The sequence below is a fragment of the Acidipropionibacterium timonense genome (genome assembly GCF_900605005.1).
GTDB classification, from domain to species: domain Bacteria; phylum Actinomycetota; class Actinomycetes; order Propionibacteriales; family Propionibacteriaceae; genus Cutibacterium; species Cutibacterium timonense.
Map to the genome: position 1 here is coordinate 2,566,765 of NZ_LR027558.1, position 17,180 is coordinate 2,583,944.

Sequence of the window (17,180 nt, forward strand, 5' to 3'; positions counted from 1 at the left end):
CCGTGGCGGTCACCTCCGGGTGGCCGCCACGGTGCGTCCCGGGGCAGTGGTCACGCCGGGTGCGGGTCGGCCACCGGCGTCGGACGTCGACCCGCCAGTCGCACCGTGGCCAGCACGACGAACCACCACACGAGGGCGACCGGGAAGTTCTTCACCAGATAGGTGTCCATGAGCAGGCCCGGACCGGTGGCCAGGACGGCCAGGCAGAGCACCCGGCGGGTTCCGGCCAGCCCACGCACGCAGGCCACGGCGATCGATCCCAGACACACCGCGAGGGCGATGAGGCCGGTGAAGCCGAGTTCGGCGGCGATCTCGACAACCGTGTTGTGGGCGTGCGGGAGGGTCACGCCGAAGAAGGTCTGGCGCATCGCATGGTACGACCCGGGCAGGAGCCCAGTTTCCCCGCCGTACCACGGCCAGATGACGCCGTACCCGGCCCCGAACACGAGATGGACCGGACCGGAGGTGAGGGTCTGCCAGGCGGTCTGCCAGGTCCTGGCGCGGGAGGAGTCGACGAGACCCCCACGAGCCGCGCTCATGGCGGCCACGGCGCCGGCCACGAGCGTGACGGCACCCAGCGCGAACCACCACCGACCCGCCCTGGACCTGAGCCGACGTCCCAGTCCCCAGATGGCCAGCCCGATGACGAAGACCCCGAGGTCGATGACCCCGGCGCGAGATCCGGTCGCCACGACGCATCCGGCAAGGACGGCGGCAGCCAGCGCGGAGATGACCCGTCGATGATGCCGCAGGACGGCGTCGACCATGACGCCGGCGGCCAGCAACAGGACGACGTGGAAGGTCGAGGCCCCACCCAGACGGGTCGCCACCCGCCAGCCCATGAGGTTGTCCTCCTGGAGCTCGCGCCACAGGTCGGCGGGAGTGACGACGACCAGGACGAGAGCCATGCGCCACAAGGCGTCACGCAGGCCCGCGCGAGGAATGAGCCGCACCAGTCCAACTGCCGTCACCGCGGTGAGGGCCGACTCCAGGAGTGGGACGACGAGGACGTGCAAGGGTACGTGCCGCACCTTCCCCGAACCGACGAGGACCTCGTGGACATGAAAGGGCAGGCTGCCGGCGGCCAGGGCGATGAGCAGGAGGAACGCCGCGAGGGCCACGAGGACCGACCGGGACACGCGCTGCGGTCCCCCGACGATGCGACGGAGGACGAGGAGCACGGCGATGAGCACCGTCGCCCCGACGAGCAGCCCGAGCATGATGGGGTAGCCGGCGACACGCCCCATCGGGCGCTCGGTGGTGACGAAGGTGCAGGTGACGAGGAAGGCGGCCATGATCGCCTCGGCGCACAGGCCGACGGCGACCTCCCCCGCGGCGTCGACCCCGGGGTACAGCCGTCCCAGGAATCCGCGGAAGCCAGTCATGTACTCGATGGCGCAAGTCTAGCTGGGCACCGCTGACGGCCCGCCACCTCGGGGGTGACGGGCCGTCCTGTCCGCTGTGACGCGAGGATGCTCAGGAGATCCGCACGAACTCGTTGGTCCGCGCCGACTCGATCATGGCCTCGCACACCTCGACGACCTTGGCACCCTGCTCCATGGTGACGATGTCCGAGTCCTTGCCCAGGACGGCGTCCCGGAAGTTCTCGTGCTCGGTACGCAGCGGCTCGGGCTTGGGGATGGCGAAACGGGTGACGTCGCCCTCCGCGACACCACGGAAGTTCGCGATGTCGTCCCACACGGTCTCGACCTTCGCGTTGGCGTAGAAGGTGAGGTCGGCGGTGAGGGTGTCGGCGACGAACATGCCCTTCTCCCCGGTGACGAAGGTGCGACGCTCCTTGGTCGGGGTGAGCCAGTTGACGAGGTGGTTGCTCATGAGCCCACCGGACAGCTGGCAGGTGGCCGAGACCATGTCCTCGTACTCGCGTCCGGCCTTGAACATCGTCCGCGCCGCGACGAGCTCGAACTGACGCCCGGTGACCCAGGCGGTGAGGTCGATGTCGTGGCTGGCGAGGTCCTTGACGACGCCGACGTCGGCGATCCGAGCGGGGAACGGACCCTGACGGCGGGTGGCGATCTGGTAGAGATCACCGAGGTCGCCGTTGGCCAGCCGCTTGCGCAGCGACTGGAGCGACGGGTTGTACCGCTCGATGTGCCCGACGGCGCCGATGAGGCCGCGGGACGAGAAGGCCTCGGCCAGACGGTTCGCCGCAGCGGTGTCGTAGGCCAGGGGCTTCTCGATGAGGGCGTGCACGCCGGCCTCGGCCAGCTTGAGCCCGATCTCCTCGTGGAACTTCGTCGGGGCGGCGACGACGCAGTAGTCGACGCCCTGCTCGATGACGGCGTCCACGTCGGGAAGGACGGGCAGGTCCCCGGCGACCCCGAAGGGGTCCTTGCCGGAGGCGTCAGCGATGGCGACGAGGTCGACGCCGTCGATCGCCCGCAGGTTGCGGACGTGATTCTTGCCCATCGAGCCGATGCCGACCATGCCGGCGCGCAGGTTCGCCATGGATCAGGCACCCGCCTTCGCGAGCTTGTTGACGCCCTCGACGATGCGCTCGAGGTCGGCCTGGCTGAGCGAGGGGTGGACCGGCAGGGAGACGCACTCGGCGGCGACCTTCTCGGTGTTCGGCAGCTCGAGACCGGGGGCGAAGGGAGCCAGCGAGGGCAGCCGGTGGTTGGGGATCGGGTAGTAGACGCCCGAGCCGACCTGGTACTCGTCCTTGAGGGCGGCGGTGAAGCGGTCGCGCTCCTCGCCGGTGGCTCCCTCGAGACGGATCGTGTACTGGTGGTAGACGTGCACGTAGCCGGTGGGGACGACCGGGGTGACGGCCTCGGTGATGCCCTGGGAGAGGAAGGCGGCGTTGGCCTGACGGGCCTTCGTCCAGCCCTCGAGCTTGGTGAGCTGCACCCGGCCGATGGCGGCGTGGATGTCGGTCATGCGGTTGTTGAGGCCGACGTACTCGTTGGCGTAGCGCTTCTCCATGCCCTGGTTGCGGATCATCCGGGCCTTGCGGGCCACCTCGGCGTCGGAGGTGGTGATCATCCCGCCCTCGCCGGAGGTCATGTTCTTCGTCGGGTAGAAGGAGAACGCGCCGAAGGTGCCGAAGGTACCCACGTGCTTGCCGTCGATGGAGGCGGCATGGGCCTGGGCGCAGTCCTCGAAGATCTTGAGGCCGTGGGCGTCGGCGATGCGACGGATCTCCGTCATGTTGGCGGGCAGGCCGTAGAGGTGCACCGGCATGATGGCGGCGGTGTGCTCGGTGATCGACGCCTCGATGGAGGCCGGGTCGAGGGTGAAGGTCTCGACGTCGATGTCCGCGAACACCGGCTTGGCGCCGGCCAGGGCGACCGAGTTGCCGGTGGCGGCGAAGGTGAAGGACGGGACGATGACCTCGTCACCGGCCCCGATGCCCGAGGCGAGCAGGCCGATGTGCAGGGCGGAGGTGCCCGAGTTGACGGCGACGGACTCGACCCCGTCGACGACCTGGGCCGAGAACTCCTCCTCGAAGGAGTGGACCTGCGGGCCCTGGGCCACCTGGCCCGAGGCGAGGACGGCGTCGACGGCCTTGCGCTCGTCCTCACCGATGATCGGCTTGGCCGGGGGGATGAATTCGAGAGTCACTGTGTCTCCTACGTCTGGTCTGGGACCGGTGGTGCCGGTCAGTTCTGGTCGCCCTCGGACACGAGGGTGAGGGTGTCGGTGGTGGGGTCCTCGGTGAAGCGGTCGCCGGTCCGGGTGTCGACCCAGGCGTGCTCCCCGTCGGGCTCCAGCGGGAAGCCGGAGCGGCCGACCCACTTGATGCGGCGGGCCGGGACGCCGGCCACGAGAGCGTAGGCCGGGACGTCCTTGGTGACGACGGAGCCGGCGGCGACCGTCGCCCACTCACCGATGGTGACCGGGGCGATGCACACGCTGCGGGCGCCGATGGCGCATCCCCGCTTGCAGGTGACTCCCACCTGCTCCCAATCATCGGCGGACTTGAGGGTGCCGTCGGGATTGATGGCGCGGGGGAAGTGGTCGTTGGTGAGGACGACGGCCGGGCCGATGAAGACGCCGTCCTCGAGCTCGGCGGGCTCGTACACGAGGGCGTAGTTCTGGATCTTGCAGTTGTCGCCGACGTGCACCCCCTCGCCGATGTACGCGCCACGGCCGACGACGACGTTCTCGCCGAGGACGGCCCCGCCACGCACCTGGGACAGGTGCCAGATCGACGATCCGTCGCCGATGGTCACCCCGCCGTCGAGGTCGGCGGTCGGGATGATCCGCGGTTCACTCATGAGTCCATCCTTCGGGACGACGTGTTGGTCAAGCCAAGACTACTCATGTGGGACGACGACTCGGGTAACGCGCCCCACCGGAGTCGGCGTCGAGTGCACACAGGTGCGACTCACGAGGACACGCCTCAGCAGATGTGCATGCCTGGGGAGATCGACCATCGGCACCCTGCGTCGCTTGAGCAGCAGCGCGGAGGGATCGACCGATGCCTCGAGCTCGACCATGCTGCGCGAGCACAGCATCTGGCACCACACGGCGACCGTTGCCATCTGGGCCCAGACGACCGGCGCCTTGAGATAGGAGCTGTTCGACATGGAGATGACCGGGATGACGAGCATGTTCACCGTCACCGCCTGGAGCAGCAGCCGCTGCAGCGGGCCGAGTCCGGGCCGCCAGTTGCGCCGCACCGTCGACCACAGGACGGCCGCCCCCAGAGCCACGACGACAGCCCCCACGACGGTGCCGTACCCCGTGATGACCTCACTGAACCCGTTGTGGGGATCGATGGTGCCGCGGGTCGGCCACGGCGCCCGGACCACCTTGGCAGGGAACTGCGCCGGCCCGATGCCAATGCCCCCGGAGGACACGTACAGCCAGGCCGAGTCGAGGTAGACCGCAGCACGGGACCGTCCCGAATTGGAGGACAGGTTGTAGATCGCCGTGCTCACGGTGTGGGTGAGGTCGTCGACCTTGCCGAGCACGACCAGGGCGCTCACGGCAAGCACCGCGACAGCTGCCGAGGCCACGGCCATCCATCGGGAGAGCATGAGCAGCCAGGCCATGATGACGATCAGGCAGAAGTCGGTGAGTCGCGAGCCGGTGAGCACGATGAGCGGGAAACACAGCAGCGTGGTGCCTAGGTACATCCACCGGACGAGACGGTGTCGCTCGAGTTGCCAGCCGATGATGAGGGCGATCATGCCCGCACACATGAAGTAGGCGAAGAGGTTGGGGTTGACCATGAACGAGGCGATGTCGGTCGCCGTCCGCCGGATCCACGCCGGTGACCCCAACCGATAGTTCGGCAGGTGACGTCCAGTGGCCACCTCGTACAGTGCCGGCAGGATCGCCACGAGGAGGCCGAACAGCCAGGCCCGACACAGGGTGAGGATCCACCGGGGCCGGTCGGCCGCCATCGTCATGGAGAGCATGGTGAGCAGCCCGACGACGACCCCGAGGAGTTCCTTGAGCCCAGCACCCCCCGAGACGAGGAACAGCCCGACGCCGATCCACAGGGCCGACACGACGAGCAGGATCATGCTCGTCCCGGACATGACCTGCCGACGGATGACGACGAGCCCGATGAGGGCCACGACCAGCAGACGTACCGGCGGCAGACCGGCGATCGTCACCGTCGATGCCCAGGCCGACAGGACAGGGACGAGGACGAAACACGCGCCCAGCAACCACTCGCACAGTGTTCCGAAGGCACTGTCCCGCCGAGGGGAGAGATCGACCGTCATGGCTTCCTCGCCAGCTCGACGAGTCCGTTGACGAACCGCTCGTAGTTGGCGTCGGCATCGAAACGTTCATGGATGAGGCGTGCCATCGCCTCACGGACGGTCGGGTCCTTCGCCAAGGTCAGATGCTCCGCCATGGCGTCCGCCACCTCCTGTGGGGTGGGATCCGGCGCCAACAGCCAATGAGGGGGAACGATCTCGCGGACCCCACCGACATCGGTACCGAGAGCGGGGATGCCCCGAGCCATGGCCTCCATGATGGACACCGGGATGCCCTCGGAGGAACTCGTGTTGACGAGCAGGTCGACCCGGTGGTCGCGATACCACGCGAGCAACTCCTCATTCGGCAGGTGCCCGAGCCAGGTGACGTCGACACCGTCCAGGCATCGCGCCGCTCGGTCCGCCAGCGCCGCGTGGAAGGGTCCGTCACCGGCATGGATCCAGTGCAGGTCGACCTCGGGATGGTCCCGATGCAGGCAGGCCAAGGAATCGATGAGGAGGTCGAGCCGCTTGAAACGGCTCATCGTGCTCACCGACATCAACGTGAGGGTGCCGGGACCGGTGGCGGCGCACCGGTCGGTGGGGATGCGGACGCCGAGCCTGTTGACGATGACGGAGCCGGGAGCGAATCCGTACCGCTCCATGGCGAACTGGGCCCCGTCCTCCGCAATGGGTTGAAGCCGGCTGAGATCCGCGGCGATCTGTCGAACGAAGGGGTGGTGGCCCAGTGGATGCCTGTCCTCGTAGAGGTCGGCATTGTGGGTACGAGCGACGGCATGCGCCACCGTCCCGCACCGACGCTCCAGCGCCGCGGCGTCGGCGGAGACCGAGAGCCAGTAGGCGTACACCAGATCGGCACCGCGATAACGGTCACGCAGGTATCGGCGCACCACCGCAACCTGGATGGCGGTCCGCAGGACGAACGCCACCCGGGCTGCGTCGAACCGGCCCAGATCAGTGAGAGTGCGCACCTCACGCCACAGGAGTGTGTCGGTCAACGCCCGGACCGCCCCGAGCAGTCTCCACAGCGGGGACCGCCAGCGAGCGGTGAGTCCGGAGTCGACCCGGATCCCGGCGGGTACCGCACGCGGGCTCACTCGAGGGGTGTCGTTCTTCTCGGGGACGATGACGAGGTCGACGTCCTTCCCCTGCCAATGGGGCAACTCGCTCTCGATGAACTGCTCGCCGGACCCGAACGGAAAACGTGAGGTGAGCAACACGACCAGTGGTCGGGTCATGGATCCGTCCGAAGGCCCAGACCGATCGGCCCGTCGTCGCCACGGGATCATCGCCACAGGACCTCCCACCCGTCACGGCTATTGTTGGGCACACCTTAGCAATGGCGACCGACGTCGCCAGGAGAGATCGGGACGGACATGCAACTGCGCTCGCTGGTCAGGAACATGAGTCACCTGTGGCGTTCGACCCTCGTCGTGTTCATTCTGGCGGCCGTGGCCATCGGGGCCGTCCACTACGCGACGACGAAGCCGAGCTACCAGGCGGAGGCTGACGTCATCTTCACGTCGAAGGCTTTCGAGGACTTCGCCTCTCCCGATGCGGCCGCGGCCTACACGACCTCCTTGGTGACGACCTACAGCAAGTACCTGCAGTCGGTCGCCGTCCTCGACGAGGTCGGCAACTCGATCTCGCCCACGGTGCCCGGGACCACCCTGGCACAGGCCGTGACCTTCACGGCGTCGCCGATGATGCTGTCGATCAGCTACACCGACGGCAACCAGGACAATGCCCAGAAGGTCGTCCAGGCCCTCGTCGACACGTTGAACAAGACCGTGTCGTCCACCGCCACCACGGCCAAGGGACATCCGGTGCTCTCGGTGGCCCATGCCAGCGTCCTCACCGCACCGGTGGCCGGAACCAACAAGTCGATGAGCCGAAGCGCAGTGGTCGGCCTCGTCGTCGGGCTGCTCGTCGCCCTGCTCGTCATGTTCCTGCGCGCGCTCATCTCGACGAAGGTCCGTGATCTGGCCGACGTCTCCGAGATCACCGACGCGTCCGTGCTGGGCGTCATGCCTGCGAAGGACGATCCTCGCCAGGCCGACGCCCTCGGACGCAACCTCTCCTTCATCGCTCCGCGAGACGGTCGGCGAACGGTGCTCATCGCCCCGAGCATCGCCGGGGAGCCGGCGGCGGCAACTGCCCTCGCAGCGGCCGACGCCCTGGCCCGGACCGGGGCGAGCGTCGCCCTCGTCGATGCCGATCTCCACGCCGGCGAGGTCACCCGTGCGGCGGGGCTGTCGGGCGACGGTCTGTCGGAGGTCCTCGCGGGGCGGGCGGAGCTTCGGTCGGTCCTGCCGCAGCGAGCGGGGGCGACCCTCGTCCCTGCCGGGTCAGCCACCGCCAACGGCGCGGAATTGCTCAGCGACAAGGCTTTTGACGCAGTGCTCGCGGATCTTGCCGCCGATCACGACACCGTCATCGTCGCCGGGCCGGCGATGTTGGCCGGGGCGGACTCCTTCGTCATGGCCCCCCGGGTTGCCGCCGTGGTGCCGGTCATCGGTGCCGGCAAGGTCTCGCGCAGCCAGCTCCAGCAGTCCTTGGAGACCCTCGCCCTGTGCCATGCCACGGTCGGCGGGGTCGTCCTCACCGGTGTGACTCCCTCGGCCCGGGTCAAGAAGGCCCTGGCCGTCTGAGGACGATCACGGACGCGGAGAGCCGGGGTCCGTCAGGTCGTCGGTCCGCCCACGGTCATCGACGAGGCCGACTGCCGACAGAGCGACGACCCACCACCACAGGCTCACCGCGAAGTTCTTGACAAGGTACGTGTCGAAGGCCCACGCCAGCGTCGTCGCACACACCGCCAGGGCGGTCACCGCGCCTCCCCTCGGCCACACCTGCTGCGAGCCGCGCTCGTGGGATCCCCCCGCACCATGACGCCACCTCAGCAGTGACCTCAGCCCGGCCGTCCAGAGGGCGATGACGAGCGCCGCGAGGACGAGGGTCATCACCAGACCGAGCTCCGTGAGGACCTCGAGATACACCGAGTGGGCCGAGCTCAGCGCCCGACCGAACCGCGTGATGACCTCCCTGTCCCCGGACACCGGGATGAGCTTGGCCTCGACCGCGTACCACGGGAACACCGAGCCGGACCCGACACCGAACACCAGGGTCCACGGGGAGCTGCTCACGGCGCGCCACCCCACACGCAGCGTCTCGAGTCGTTGCGGAGACTGCCAGGTGGTGAGCCGGTGCAGGGTCGGGACGACGACGACGGCCAGGGCTCCGATGACCACCCCGACACCCGCCAGGAGTCTCACCAGCCGCCCGGCGGCTCCGCGGCCGAGGACGACGAGGAGGACTGCCACGACGAGGACCACGACGAGGAAGGCTGCCCGGGACCCGGTGAGCAGGGTGCCGAGCACGGCCAGCCCCCCCGCCGCGAACCACAGCGCCCGCCTCTGTCCGGCCACCTCGAGTCCGGTGTCGACGAGGACTGCGGCAGCCAGGACCAGGGCCACATGAAGCACGGCGGACCCTCCCATGCCACTGGCCAGACGTCCCGAGCCGTGGATCCCCGCCTGCACCGGCCAGTCGGCGAAGGCCCCCAGCACCAGCGCCAGCGCGGCGCGTGGAAGGTATCGCCGACGTCCTCGCGGCCCCAGGGCCAGGAGCACGACGAGAACGGCCGCCATCGTGACCCACCCGGTGAGGACCGGGACCACCTGGTAGGCCCGTGGGATGACGCCCTGCCGGATCACGGCCAAGGGCGAGACCATCGAGGAGACCAGCGCCCAGGCTTCCATGAGGGTGAATCCGCCGACGAGGATCGTGCCCGTGCGCGTCAATGACGTCAGGGGCCGGGCCCGCCAGGCGACTGGTGCGGCGACGAGGATCGCAGCCACGCAGATGACGAGCTGCAGGCTCACCAACCACGGTCGGGTGATCCCGTGACGAAGGTCGACGAACTGCGCCCCCAGGACGAGCAGGACGAGCCCCCACCCCAGCAGGTCCGGCCACCCCGGCCATGAATGCGTCCTCAACTCGCCCACGCTCCCGTGTACAGCAGCCAACCCCACCAGCACATGACGACCAGGTCGAGAACCACCCCGACGAGCACCAACCCGCGCCAGAAGAGCTTGAGCCCGATCGGCCTGGCCGGACCGCGGGTGAGCTCGGCCAGGGCGATGACGAGCGGGAACCACAGCAGGACCGCGCGGTTGACGCTCATGTACCAGTAGCCGATGGAGAAGGCGACGATCTGCACACCCACCCAGGCCGCCGAGGCCCACCGCCGGCGCACCAAGCAGTACACCGTCGTCGCGATGCCGACGACCACCGAGACGAGCTCGAGCCGGAAGACCGTCGCGACGATCCACGCGTGCTGCCCGTAGGTGCCACGCCAGGTGTCGACGTGAGTCGCCGGCAGGGTGTTGCGCAGGGTCTGCAGTGGCGTCGTGAACCCACGACCCCACCCCTTGGCCTGGGCCTGGGACCACGCCGTCCACGAGCCGGTGAGCGCATGGAGGTACAGGACGTAGCAGACGAGCACACCGAACGGCACGACGAGGGAGGCCAACCGGTCGGCGAGCTCGGTCCCGGATACACGACGCGATCGTCCCCGCCCGGTACCGGGCCCGTCACCCAGGACCGCCATGACGACGAGCGCCCCGACGAGGAAGAGACCCGACACGCGCAGGGTGCAGGCCAGGGCCGCCAGTGCCGAGGCGACCCACCAGCGATCGGCCCGGGCCCGTTCCCAGGCCCAGAAGGCGGCGGCGCAGAAGGGGGCCTCGGTGTAGCCGATCGTCGTGAACCCCGTCGTCGGCAGGATGAGCCACAGGCAGGCCGGCACGGTCCCGCCGATGCGGAAGAGGGCGGCGGCGGCCAGGGCCGAACATCCCAGGGCCAGCAGGACTCCGGTCGTCTGCGCCGGGACGCCGACGAGGGACCCCAGGTGCATGAGGCCCGGCAGCCCCGGGAAGAACGCCATCTCGAGCGGATCGGCGTACCCGTGCTCGGCGATGGAGGCGAAGTGCTGGACATCCCAGTTGCCGGTGGCCCGGGTGAAGCTCGTCCCCTTGGCGAGCATCGCGGCGACGAGGACGACGCCGAGCAGCAGCCGGCTGCCCAGCCAGGTCCGGCGGACCAGGGCTGCGTCGTCGGCCGGGGTCGTCGCGGTGGTGGTGCGTGCGCGGCTCACCCGACCTCCCCGGGGTCGCTGGGATCGGTGTCCCCGGCGCCGGCGTCCCGGGCATCGTCGGCGACGGGCTCGGGCGAGGCGGACTCCAGGGCCGGGACGTCGTCCTGACCGTCCGGGGCGTGATCGAGCACCCCACCGGTCGGGTCATCGGTGAAACCCCGGCGCACCGGGTCGTTCCACGGTCGCCGAAGATCGTCGACGACTCCCCAGGCGAACCACACCTCACCGGCGATCCGCACGACGACCGCCGCCCAGTACACGACGTCGGAGTCGGTGCCGCCGGGGGTGGTGAGGCCGCCCAGGTGGGCCCACACGGCGCACTGGTACAGCAGCTCGCTGACCGACAGCACCCCCCAGTCCCGCCAGTCTGGACGCGCCAGGGCGGCCAGCGGCACGAGCAGGAGGGCGAACTGCGGGGAGAAGACCTTGTTGGTGCAGAAGAGGATGAGCAGGGCCAGGACGGCGACCTGCGCCACGCGGGGCCGACGCGGCACGGTGAGGACGAGCCAGGCGAGCAGCAACAACCCCGCCACCGTCAGGGTGCCGGCGATCCAGCCGACCGCGGGCACCTCCGACCCGGTCGTGTCCTGGATGACGTACCACAGGCTGCCCAGACCGGTGCCCGACCAGTAGATCGCCCGGATCATCGCCCACCACGTCGACGGATTGACGACCGCCGCGATGGCATGGCACAGGAGGAACGTCCCCAGGGCGGAGCCTAGGTACCGGCCCAGGTCGGACAGCAGGGTCGTGCGCAGGCAGAGCAACAACACCGCGAAGACGATGACGGCGACCTGCAGGCTCGTGGCGCAGGCCAGGCCGACGAGCACCCCGGCCACGATCGGACGGCGGCGGGCCCAGGCCAGCATCGACGCCATGGCCAGGGCGACGGCGACCATGGAGAAGTCGATGAGCCCGGCCATGAGGACGACCGGGCTGGCAGCGACGAGGAAGGCGTCCCAACTACGCCGGCGAGCCGTCCCGTCGCGCCCGCGAGACTGGATCGAAGCGTCGCTGCCGCGAGACTGGATGGATGCGTCGCTGCCGCGACCGAGGAGCATCGTCGCGACGACGACCGCGACGAAGGCCACGAAGAGCACCACCGACGCGATGGCCCAGTACGTGTTGGCGGCGTCGAGCACCTGCTGGGCCGAGGCCCGGGGGCCCACCGTCGCCCCGAACAGTCGCGCGACGGCCCGGCACAGGGTCATGACGGCCACCACCCCGGGCGACTGGAGCACCCCCGAGTGCCCGAGGACCATCCCGCCGCGGCCGATGCCAGACACCTGGTAGATGACCGGGATGTCGGAGTAGCACAACCGCTGGTAGGGGTCGACCGCCTTCGTCACGTCGTGCTGGATGCACGGGGTGATGCGGTACACGGTCGCCAACCACACGAGCAACCCGGTGAGGATCGCCCAGGGAGCCGGGTCGAAGAACACCCCGCGGCGCTGGGCATGGCGTCCCACCGGCCCGCCGATGCGTTGGTCCAGACCCCAGACGGACAGCCGGGAGCGCGACCAGGAGGGGGCGCGATCGCCACCGGCGGGAGGCTCGAGGGCAGGGGCGTCCGGGCTCGACCCGGCTGGAACGGTCACGTCCATGAACCCTATCCGCCAGCGCCGGACGAGGTCTGTCCCCCGCCGGTCGGTGCATTCGTCGGCTCCGGGGCGGCGTGGGTCGTCGACGTCTGCGTCGTGGTCGTCCGGGTCGACGTCGACGTCTGCTGGGTGGTCGGCTCCGCGGGTTGCGTCTGCGTGGTGCGCGTGACGCTCGGCTGTGGGGCCGACGTCGTCGGGGCCGCCTGGGTCGACGGCGCCTGGCTCTGCGGGGCCTGGGTCGTCTCGACACTGGTCGGTTGCGACTGGGTCGTCCGGCTCGTCGCGGAGGCACTCGACCCGCCGTAGTGGTGGCCGCTGAGGTTGACCCAGTCCGGATCGGCGAAGGATTCGGCCGTGAGCCCCTTCATCGCCGTCTGCATGTACTCGGCCCAGGTGAGCGCCGGATACGTGCCGCCGTAGAAGGTCTGGTCCCCGGACCGCTTGTACGGGTCGAGGTCGGCATTGCCGGCGTCACCGGCGACGAACATGACGGCGGTCGAGATCTGCTTGGTGTAGGCGACGAACCAAGCCGAGGTGATGGCCGACCCGACGCCGCTCGTGCCGGTCTTGCCGGCGACGTCGTAGCCGAGATCGGAGACCGCCGATCCGGTGCCCTGGGAGACCACCGACTCCAGGGCGTAGGTCGTGTCGTGGCTGATGTCCTGTTGGATCGTCCGGGTGCCGGTGGTCTTGGCGGTGTACAGCGTCTTCCCCGCGGAGTCGGCGACCTTGGCGACGATGTGGCTGGCCACCCGCACCCCCTCGTTGGCGATCGTCGCGTAACCACTGGCCTGGTCGAGCGGGCTGACCTCCGCGGTGCCCAGGGCGATGCGGTTGTTGTTGTCCCACCCCTGCCCCTTGGGAACGCCGGCGTCGTTGGCGGCCTTGATGACCTGGGTCGGGCCGTTGCCGATCTGGGAGACCATGTCGACGAAGGCCGTGTTGATGGACTTCTCGGTCGCTTCCTGGAGGGTCACCGTCCCGTACTGCTGGTCGAACTCGTTGCGCACCTCGGTGGTGTCGCCCTTGGGGGTGAAGGAGTCGCCGTCGAGGGTGGACTCGAGGCTGAACCCGTTCCTCATCCCGGCGATGACCGCGTAGGTCTTGAAGGTGGATGCCGCCGGACGGGCGGTCGTCGCCCAGTTGCGGGAGTTCGTCACGTAGTCGTCACCGCCGTAGAGGGCCAGGATTGCCCCCGTCCCCACCTGGACCGAGGCGATGGCCGGGTGGAGCTGGGACGACTTCGAACTCCCGGCGTTGGCCCCGGCGAGCTTCTTGTACTTCTGCCCGACGCGCACCGCCGCCGCCTGATCCTGGACGTCGAGGGTCGTCGTCACCGTCAGACCGCCGCCGTTGATCTGTGAATCGGTGAACCCGTCGTCGACGAGTTCCTGCTGGACGAGGTGGAGGAGGTACCCCTTCGTCCCGGACCACTGGTTGTTGATGGGAACGTCGGGGAAGGTCGGCAGTGCTCGATATGCCTGGTCGTGCACCGACTGGGTGATCCTGCCCATCTGGAGCATGCCGTCGAGGACGTAGCGGTACCGGTTGAGCAGGCGTTCCCGTGCGTCCTTGCCGCCGGACGGGTCGTAGAGGGTCGGGTTGTTGAGCACCGAGGCCAGGACCGCCGACTGCGGCACGGTGAGTTTCGACGCGTCCTCGTAGAAATAGGCCTTGGCTGCGGCCTGGACCCCGTAGGCACCGCGTCCGAAATAGATGGTGTTGAGATATCCCTCGAGGATGGACTGCTTGGAGACCTCGCGTCCCATCTTCTCAGCCAGGACGAGCTCGGTGAGTTTGCGCTGGGCGGTGCGGGACTGGTTGAGGTACAGCACCTTGATGTACTGCTGGGTGATCGTCGACCCGCCCTGCACCTCTCCGCCGCGCAGAATCGTCCAGGCGGCGCGGGCCATACCCTTGGGCGAGATTCCCGAATCGGTCCAGAAGGTGCGGTTCTCGGCGGAGACGACGGCGTCCTTGATCGACTGCGGCATCTGCTGGTAGCTGATCGACTGCCGATTCTGGATGGAGAAGCTGCCGAGCTTGGTCCTGCCGTCGTTGTAGTAGACGAAGGTCGTGTTCGTCTGGAAGTCCTTGTTGGGATCGGGCAGCTTGGTGCGCTGGTAGAAGGCGAAGAGCCCGATGACCGCGACGATCGCCAGGGCCAGGACGATGACGAGCAGCCACAGGAGGACACGGCCGATGACGTGGCCGGCCCCCGGGTTCCTCCGCCGTGGTGGGGTCCTCCGGCTGGAGTCGACCCTCCGGTGGGGAGCCCGGGATCTCGTGCTGCGAGCCGGGCGTGAACGATCAGCCATAGATGTCCTCCACGGTGGGTTGGTGACGCGGCGGGCGTCGACGCCGTCCGTCGCCCAGGACATAGTGGGTGAGGACGTGGTTCCAGCGGCAGTCGGGGCAGACCTCGACCTCGTAGACCCGGAACTCGCCGAACTCGTGCTCCATCTCCTCGAGTTCGTCCAGGGTGCGCAGGCGGCCCGAGTACTGTCCCAGCTGGGGCCCGAAGGTGTACCTCAAGAGCACCAGGCGCGGCGATTCGCACACCGGACACGGGGTCTCGAGCTCCTCACCGTGGTGCAGGGCCGAGCGAACCAGCATGGGGTCGGCGTCGCACTGGGTGGGGGCGTTGAGGTCGACCTGGGGGCTGCGCAACGCCTCCAGTGCTCGTCGGCGTTGCAGAGCGTGGGAGACCACTTCTCGCTGCGTCTGCATGTCCACAAGGGTACGGCCCGGGTACGACGGCTTCGACGATGACCGGCTGGGCCGGTCCGTGGTGTCCCTCCGGTTCCGACGCCGCGGGCCCTAGGTGTAGGAGCTCATGACGTTGGTGACGCGCGCGGGGGTTTGGCTGGCGGGTGGCTGGTCTCGGCAGGCGGTGTGGGGTCGATGGTAGTTGTAGTGGATGTTCCAGGCGGCCAGGGCGCTGGTGCGGGCGGACTCGCTGNGGGGCCACAATTGGTTGAGCAGCTGAAGCTCGGTTGCGGTCTCGTAGCGGTATCTGAAGGCGTGGCGGCGGACCCAGTCGCCGTTGCGCTGCTCGACGTGGGCGTTGTCGTTCTTCTTGTAGGGCCGCGAGCGGGACATCGCGATGTCGTGGCCCTTCGCCCAGTCGATGAGGCCCCAGTTGATGAACTCCGACCCGTTGTCGACGTGGACCTCCGCCACGGGCACGGGCATCTGGTCGACGATCCGGTCCATGCCGGCCCCGATGTGGACGAATGCCTTGTTCTTGACCGTGGTCAGGACCGTGTAGCCGGAGACGGGCAGGGTGGCCGACAAGGTCCACAGGAATTCCCCGACCAGGGTGTGGCCGCAGTGGGCCACGGTGTCGACCTCTACCAGCCCGGGATCGGTGATCGGCCCGTCCAGGCTGGTGCGCAGGGGCACCGCGGCACGCAGGATGTGAGGGGCGGGTCGGGTGGCTGACAGGCCGGCGGCCGGGTAGGCGGCGTCCTTGAAGGGTTTCAGGTACCTGTCGATGGTGGCCGCCGACATGGAGCGCAGTTCGGTCAGCACCGCGGGGGTGGCCCGGCGGGTGACTTTCCCGAACTCCTTGAAGCGTTCCAGCCTGTTCAGGGTGTCGTCCATCACGGGGGCCAGGTACTTCCCGGAGGGCTGACCCGTCACGCTCCACACGTGCTGGAGGACCTTCACGGCGTCGTAGGAGTACTTGCGGGGCCGGGGCCGGCGCTTCTGCTGGGACGCGGCACCTTTCCGCGTCAGGGCTGCCCGGATCGCGCGGCGGGCGTGGTCACGGGTCCAGCCTGTGGTGGCGGTCAGGGAGTCCAGCAGCACCGACTTGTCCTTCTTCGATGCGGCCCGGTACTGGTGGGCGTACTTCTTGGTGATCTCACGGCGTGCGGCCATCGACAGCTCCCGATCCATGGCCCGGGCCTACACCGTCAGTACGCGGACATCCTCATCTGAGGCACGTGCTGCCGCATCCGGACCTTTTACGTGAGTCTCGTCGCCGTGTCGCACGGACGGCGTCGATCGCCTACACTGTCGTGGTCCGAGGGGCATTGGCGCAGTTGGTAGCGCGGTTGCTTTGCAAGCAATAGGTCAGGGGTTCGAGTCCCCTATGCTCCACCCCGGCAGAGGTGTCGAACCCTCGTGGGATCGTCGGCGCCGCCCAGTTCTTCCCATGCGGGCGTGACCGTCCGCGCCGGACCTCGGCGAAGCGCTGGAGCCACTCCCTGACACGAGCCACCCTGGGTGGACAATGGCGCCATGAGTCGGACGCCGTCCACATCGGAGCCCCGGGGACGACGGCATCGCCGCTTCGTGAGCCGGGCGGTCGCAGCGATGACATGGTTCCAGGCCCTCTCCACACTCGTGGGCTGCGTGGAGCTCGTCGTGAGCCCACGGATGTTCGCCCAGCTGCTCGACGGCACGCCCTTCATGCGATGGCACGTCTTGGCCGCCGCCCTCCTCGGCGTGATCGTCGGCGGCGCCCAGTGGGTCGCGCTGGCGGTGCACCACTGGCGCCCGGAGTGGCTCGCCCTCGGGTACGCCGTGGCGGGCCTCGTCATGCTCGGATGGATCGCTGGCGAGTGCCTCGTCGTCGGCAGCTTCATCTGGCCACACGCCCTGTGGGGAGGACTTGGCGCGCTGCAGCTGGCGGGAACGACGATCTACCTCGGGGTCCTGGAACCCCACCCCGTCGCCCCGGGGCGGCGTCCCTGACAGGATCAGCTGGGAGCG

At 69.0% G+C, this 17,180-nt stretch carries 13 protein-coding genes and 1 tRNA gene; 3 read left to right on the forward strand and 11 right to left on the reverse strand.

Going from position 1 to position 17,180, the window contains the following annotated elements; translation table 11 throughout:
- Window positions 1–50: 50 nt before the first annotated feature.
- The 6 genes from E0E30_RS12085 to E0E30_RS12110 form a co-directional block, all read right to left on the reverse strand.
- Complete coding sequence (locus tag E0E30_RS12085) at window positions 51–1,385, reverse strand: O-antigen ligase family protein (protein WP_130866487.1); 1,335 nt, start codon at window positions 1,383–1,385, stop codon at window positions 51–53.
- Window positions 1,386–1,476: 91 nt separating this feature from the next.
- Window positions 1,477–2,469, reverse strand: a complete 993-nt coding sequence (locus tag E0E30_RS12090; RefSeq protein WP_130866488.1) for a Gfo/Idh/MocA family protein — start codon at window positions 2,467–2,469, stop codon at window positions 1,477–1,479.
- Between the two features lie 3 nt (window positions 2,470–2,472).
- Window positions 2,473–3,585, reverse strand: coding sequence for a DegT/DnrJ/EryC1/StrS family aminotransferase (locus tag E0E30_RS12095; RefSeq protein WP_130866489.1), 1,113 nt, complete (start codon window positions 3,583–3,585; stop codon window positions 2,473–2,475).
- A gap of 38 nt (window positions 3,586–3,623) precedes the next feature.
- Window positions 3,624–4,241 carry an acyltransferase gene (locus E0E30_RS12100; RefSeq protein ID WP_130866490.1) on the reverse strand — a complete coding sequence of 206 codons (618 nt, stop codon included), beginning with the start codon at window positions 4,239–4,241 and terminating at the stop codon, window positions 3,624–3,626.
- A 39-nt stretch (window positions 4,242–4,280) separates the two neighbouring features.
- Window positions 4,281–5,702, reverse strand: coding sequence for an O-antigen polymerase (locus tag E0E30_RS12105; RefSeq protein ID WP_130866491.1), 1,422 nt, complete (start codon window positions 5,700–5,702; stop codon window positions 4,281–4,283).
- Complete coding sequence (locus E0E30_RS12110; protein ID WP_130866492.1) at window positions 5,699–6,937, reverse strand: glycosyltransferase; 1,239 nt, start codon at window positions 6,935–6,937, stop codon at window positions 5,699–5,701. The genes E0E30_RS12105 and E0E30_RS12110 overlap by 4 nt, the downstream gene beginning before the upstream one ends.
- 138 nt (window positions 6,938–7,075) lie before the next feature.
- On the opposite strand from E0E30_RS12110, the gene E0E30_RS12115 reads away from it, so the two are divergent.
- The gene (locus tag E0E30_RS12115; RefSeq protein ID WP_130866493.1) at window positions 7,076–8,350 is read left to right on the forward strand and encodes a polysaccharide biosynthesis tyrosine autokinase; all 1,275 of its coding nucleotides are present in this window, start codon (window positions 7,076–7,078) and stop codon (window positions 8,348–8,350) included.
- A gap of 6 nt (window positions 8,351–8,356) precedes the next feature.
- Here E0E30_RS12115 and E0E30_RS12120 read toward each other — a convergent pair whose 3' ends face one another.
- The 5 genes from E0E30_RS12120 to E0E30_RS12140 all read right to left on the reverse strand — a co-directional run bounded on the left by E0E30_RS12120 (window position 8,357) and on the right by E0E30_RS12140 (window position 15,188).
- Window positions 8,357–9,697, reverse strand: coding sequence for an O-antigen ligase family protein (locus E0E30_RS12120; RefSeq protein WP_130866494.1), 1,341 nt, complete (start codon window positions 9,695–9,697; stop codon window positions 8,357–8,359).
- Window positions 9,694–10,857, reverse strand: coding sequence for a glycosyltransferase family protein (locus tag E0E30_RS12125; protein WP_130866495.1), 1,164 nt, complete (start codon window positions 10,855–10,857; stop codon window positions 9,694–9,696). Before E0E30_RS12125 ends, E0E30_RS12120 begins: the two co-directional genes overlap by 4 nt.
- Complete coding sequence (locus E0E30_RS12130; RefSeq protein ID WP_130866892.1) at window positions 10,854–12,326, reverse strand: DUF2029 domain-containing protein; 1,473 nt, start codon at window positions 12,324–12,326, stop codon at window positions 10,854–10,856. Before E0E30_RS12130 ends, E0E30_RS12125 begins: the two co-directional genes overlap by 4 nt.
- 140 nt (window positions 12,327–12,466) lie before the next feature.
- Window positions 12,467–14,776 (reverse strand): transglycosylase domain-containing protein, encoded by a 2,310-nt coding sequence (locus E0E30_RS12135; RefSeq protein ID WP_130866496.1) that lies wholly within the window; start codon window positions 14,774–14,776, stop codon window positions 12,467–12,469.
- Window positions 14,769–15,188: a DUF5318 family protein gene (locus E0E30_RS12140; protein ID WP_130866497.1), complete on the reverse strand. Its 420-nt coding sequence runs from the start codon at window positions 15,186–15,188 to the stop codon at window positions 14,769–14,771. Before E0E30_RS12140 ends, E0E30_RS12135 begins: the two co-directional genes overlap by 8 nt.
- A gap of 1,304 nt (window positions 15,189–16,492) precedes the next feature.
- Here E0E30_RS12140 and E0E30_RS12155 point away from each other — a divergent pair.
- Window positions 16,493–16,565: transfer RNA gene (locus E0E30_RS12155), tRNA-Ala, on the forward strand.
- A 267-nt stretch (window positions 16,566–16,832) separates the two neighbouring features.
- Window positions 16,833–17,162 carry a hypothetical protein gene (locus E0E30_RS12160; protein ID WP_245306605.1) on the forward strand — a complete coding sequence of 110 codons (330 nt, stop codon included), beginning with the start codon at window positions 16,833–16,835 and terminating at the stop codon, window positions 17,160–17,162.
- Window positions 17,163–17,180 lie beyond the last annotated feature (18 nt).

Coding starts and splice junctions, on each gene's coding strand:
- E0E30_RS12085 (WP_130866487.1), bottom strand. CDS start 1,385: ATGACTGGCTTCCGCGGATTCCTGGGACGGCTGTACCCCGGGGTCGAC.
- E0E30_RS12090 (WP_130866488.1), bottom strand. CDS start 2,469: ATGGCGAACCTGCGCGCCGGCATGGTCGGCATCGGCTCGATGGGCAAG.
- E0E30_RS12100 (WP_130866490.1), bottom strand. CDS start 4,241: ATGAGTGAACCGCGGATCATCCCGACCGCCGACCTCGACGGCGGGGTG.
- E0E30_RS12105 (WP_130866491.1), bottom strand. CDS start 5,702: ATGACGGTCGATCTCTCCCCTCGGCGGGACAGTGCCTTCGGAACACTG.
- E0E30_RS12110 (WP_130866492.1), bottom strand. CDS start 6,937: ATGACCCGACCACTGGTCGTGTTGCTCACCTCACGTTTTCCGTTCGGG.
- E0E30_RS12115 (WP_130866493.1), top strand. CDS start 7,076: ATGCAACTGCGCTCGCTGGTCAGGAACATGAGTCACCTGTGGCGTTCG.
- E0E30_RS12135 (WP_130866496.1), bottom strand. CDS start 14,776: ATGGCTGATCGTTCACGCCCGGCTCGCAGCACGAGATCCCGGGCTCCC.
- E0E30_RS12140 (WP_130866497.1), bottom strand. CDS start 15,188: ATGCAGACGCAGCGAGAAGTGGTCTCCCACGCTCTGCAACGCCGACGA.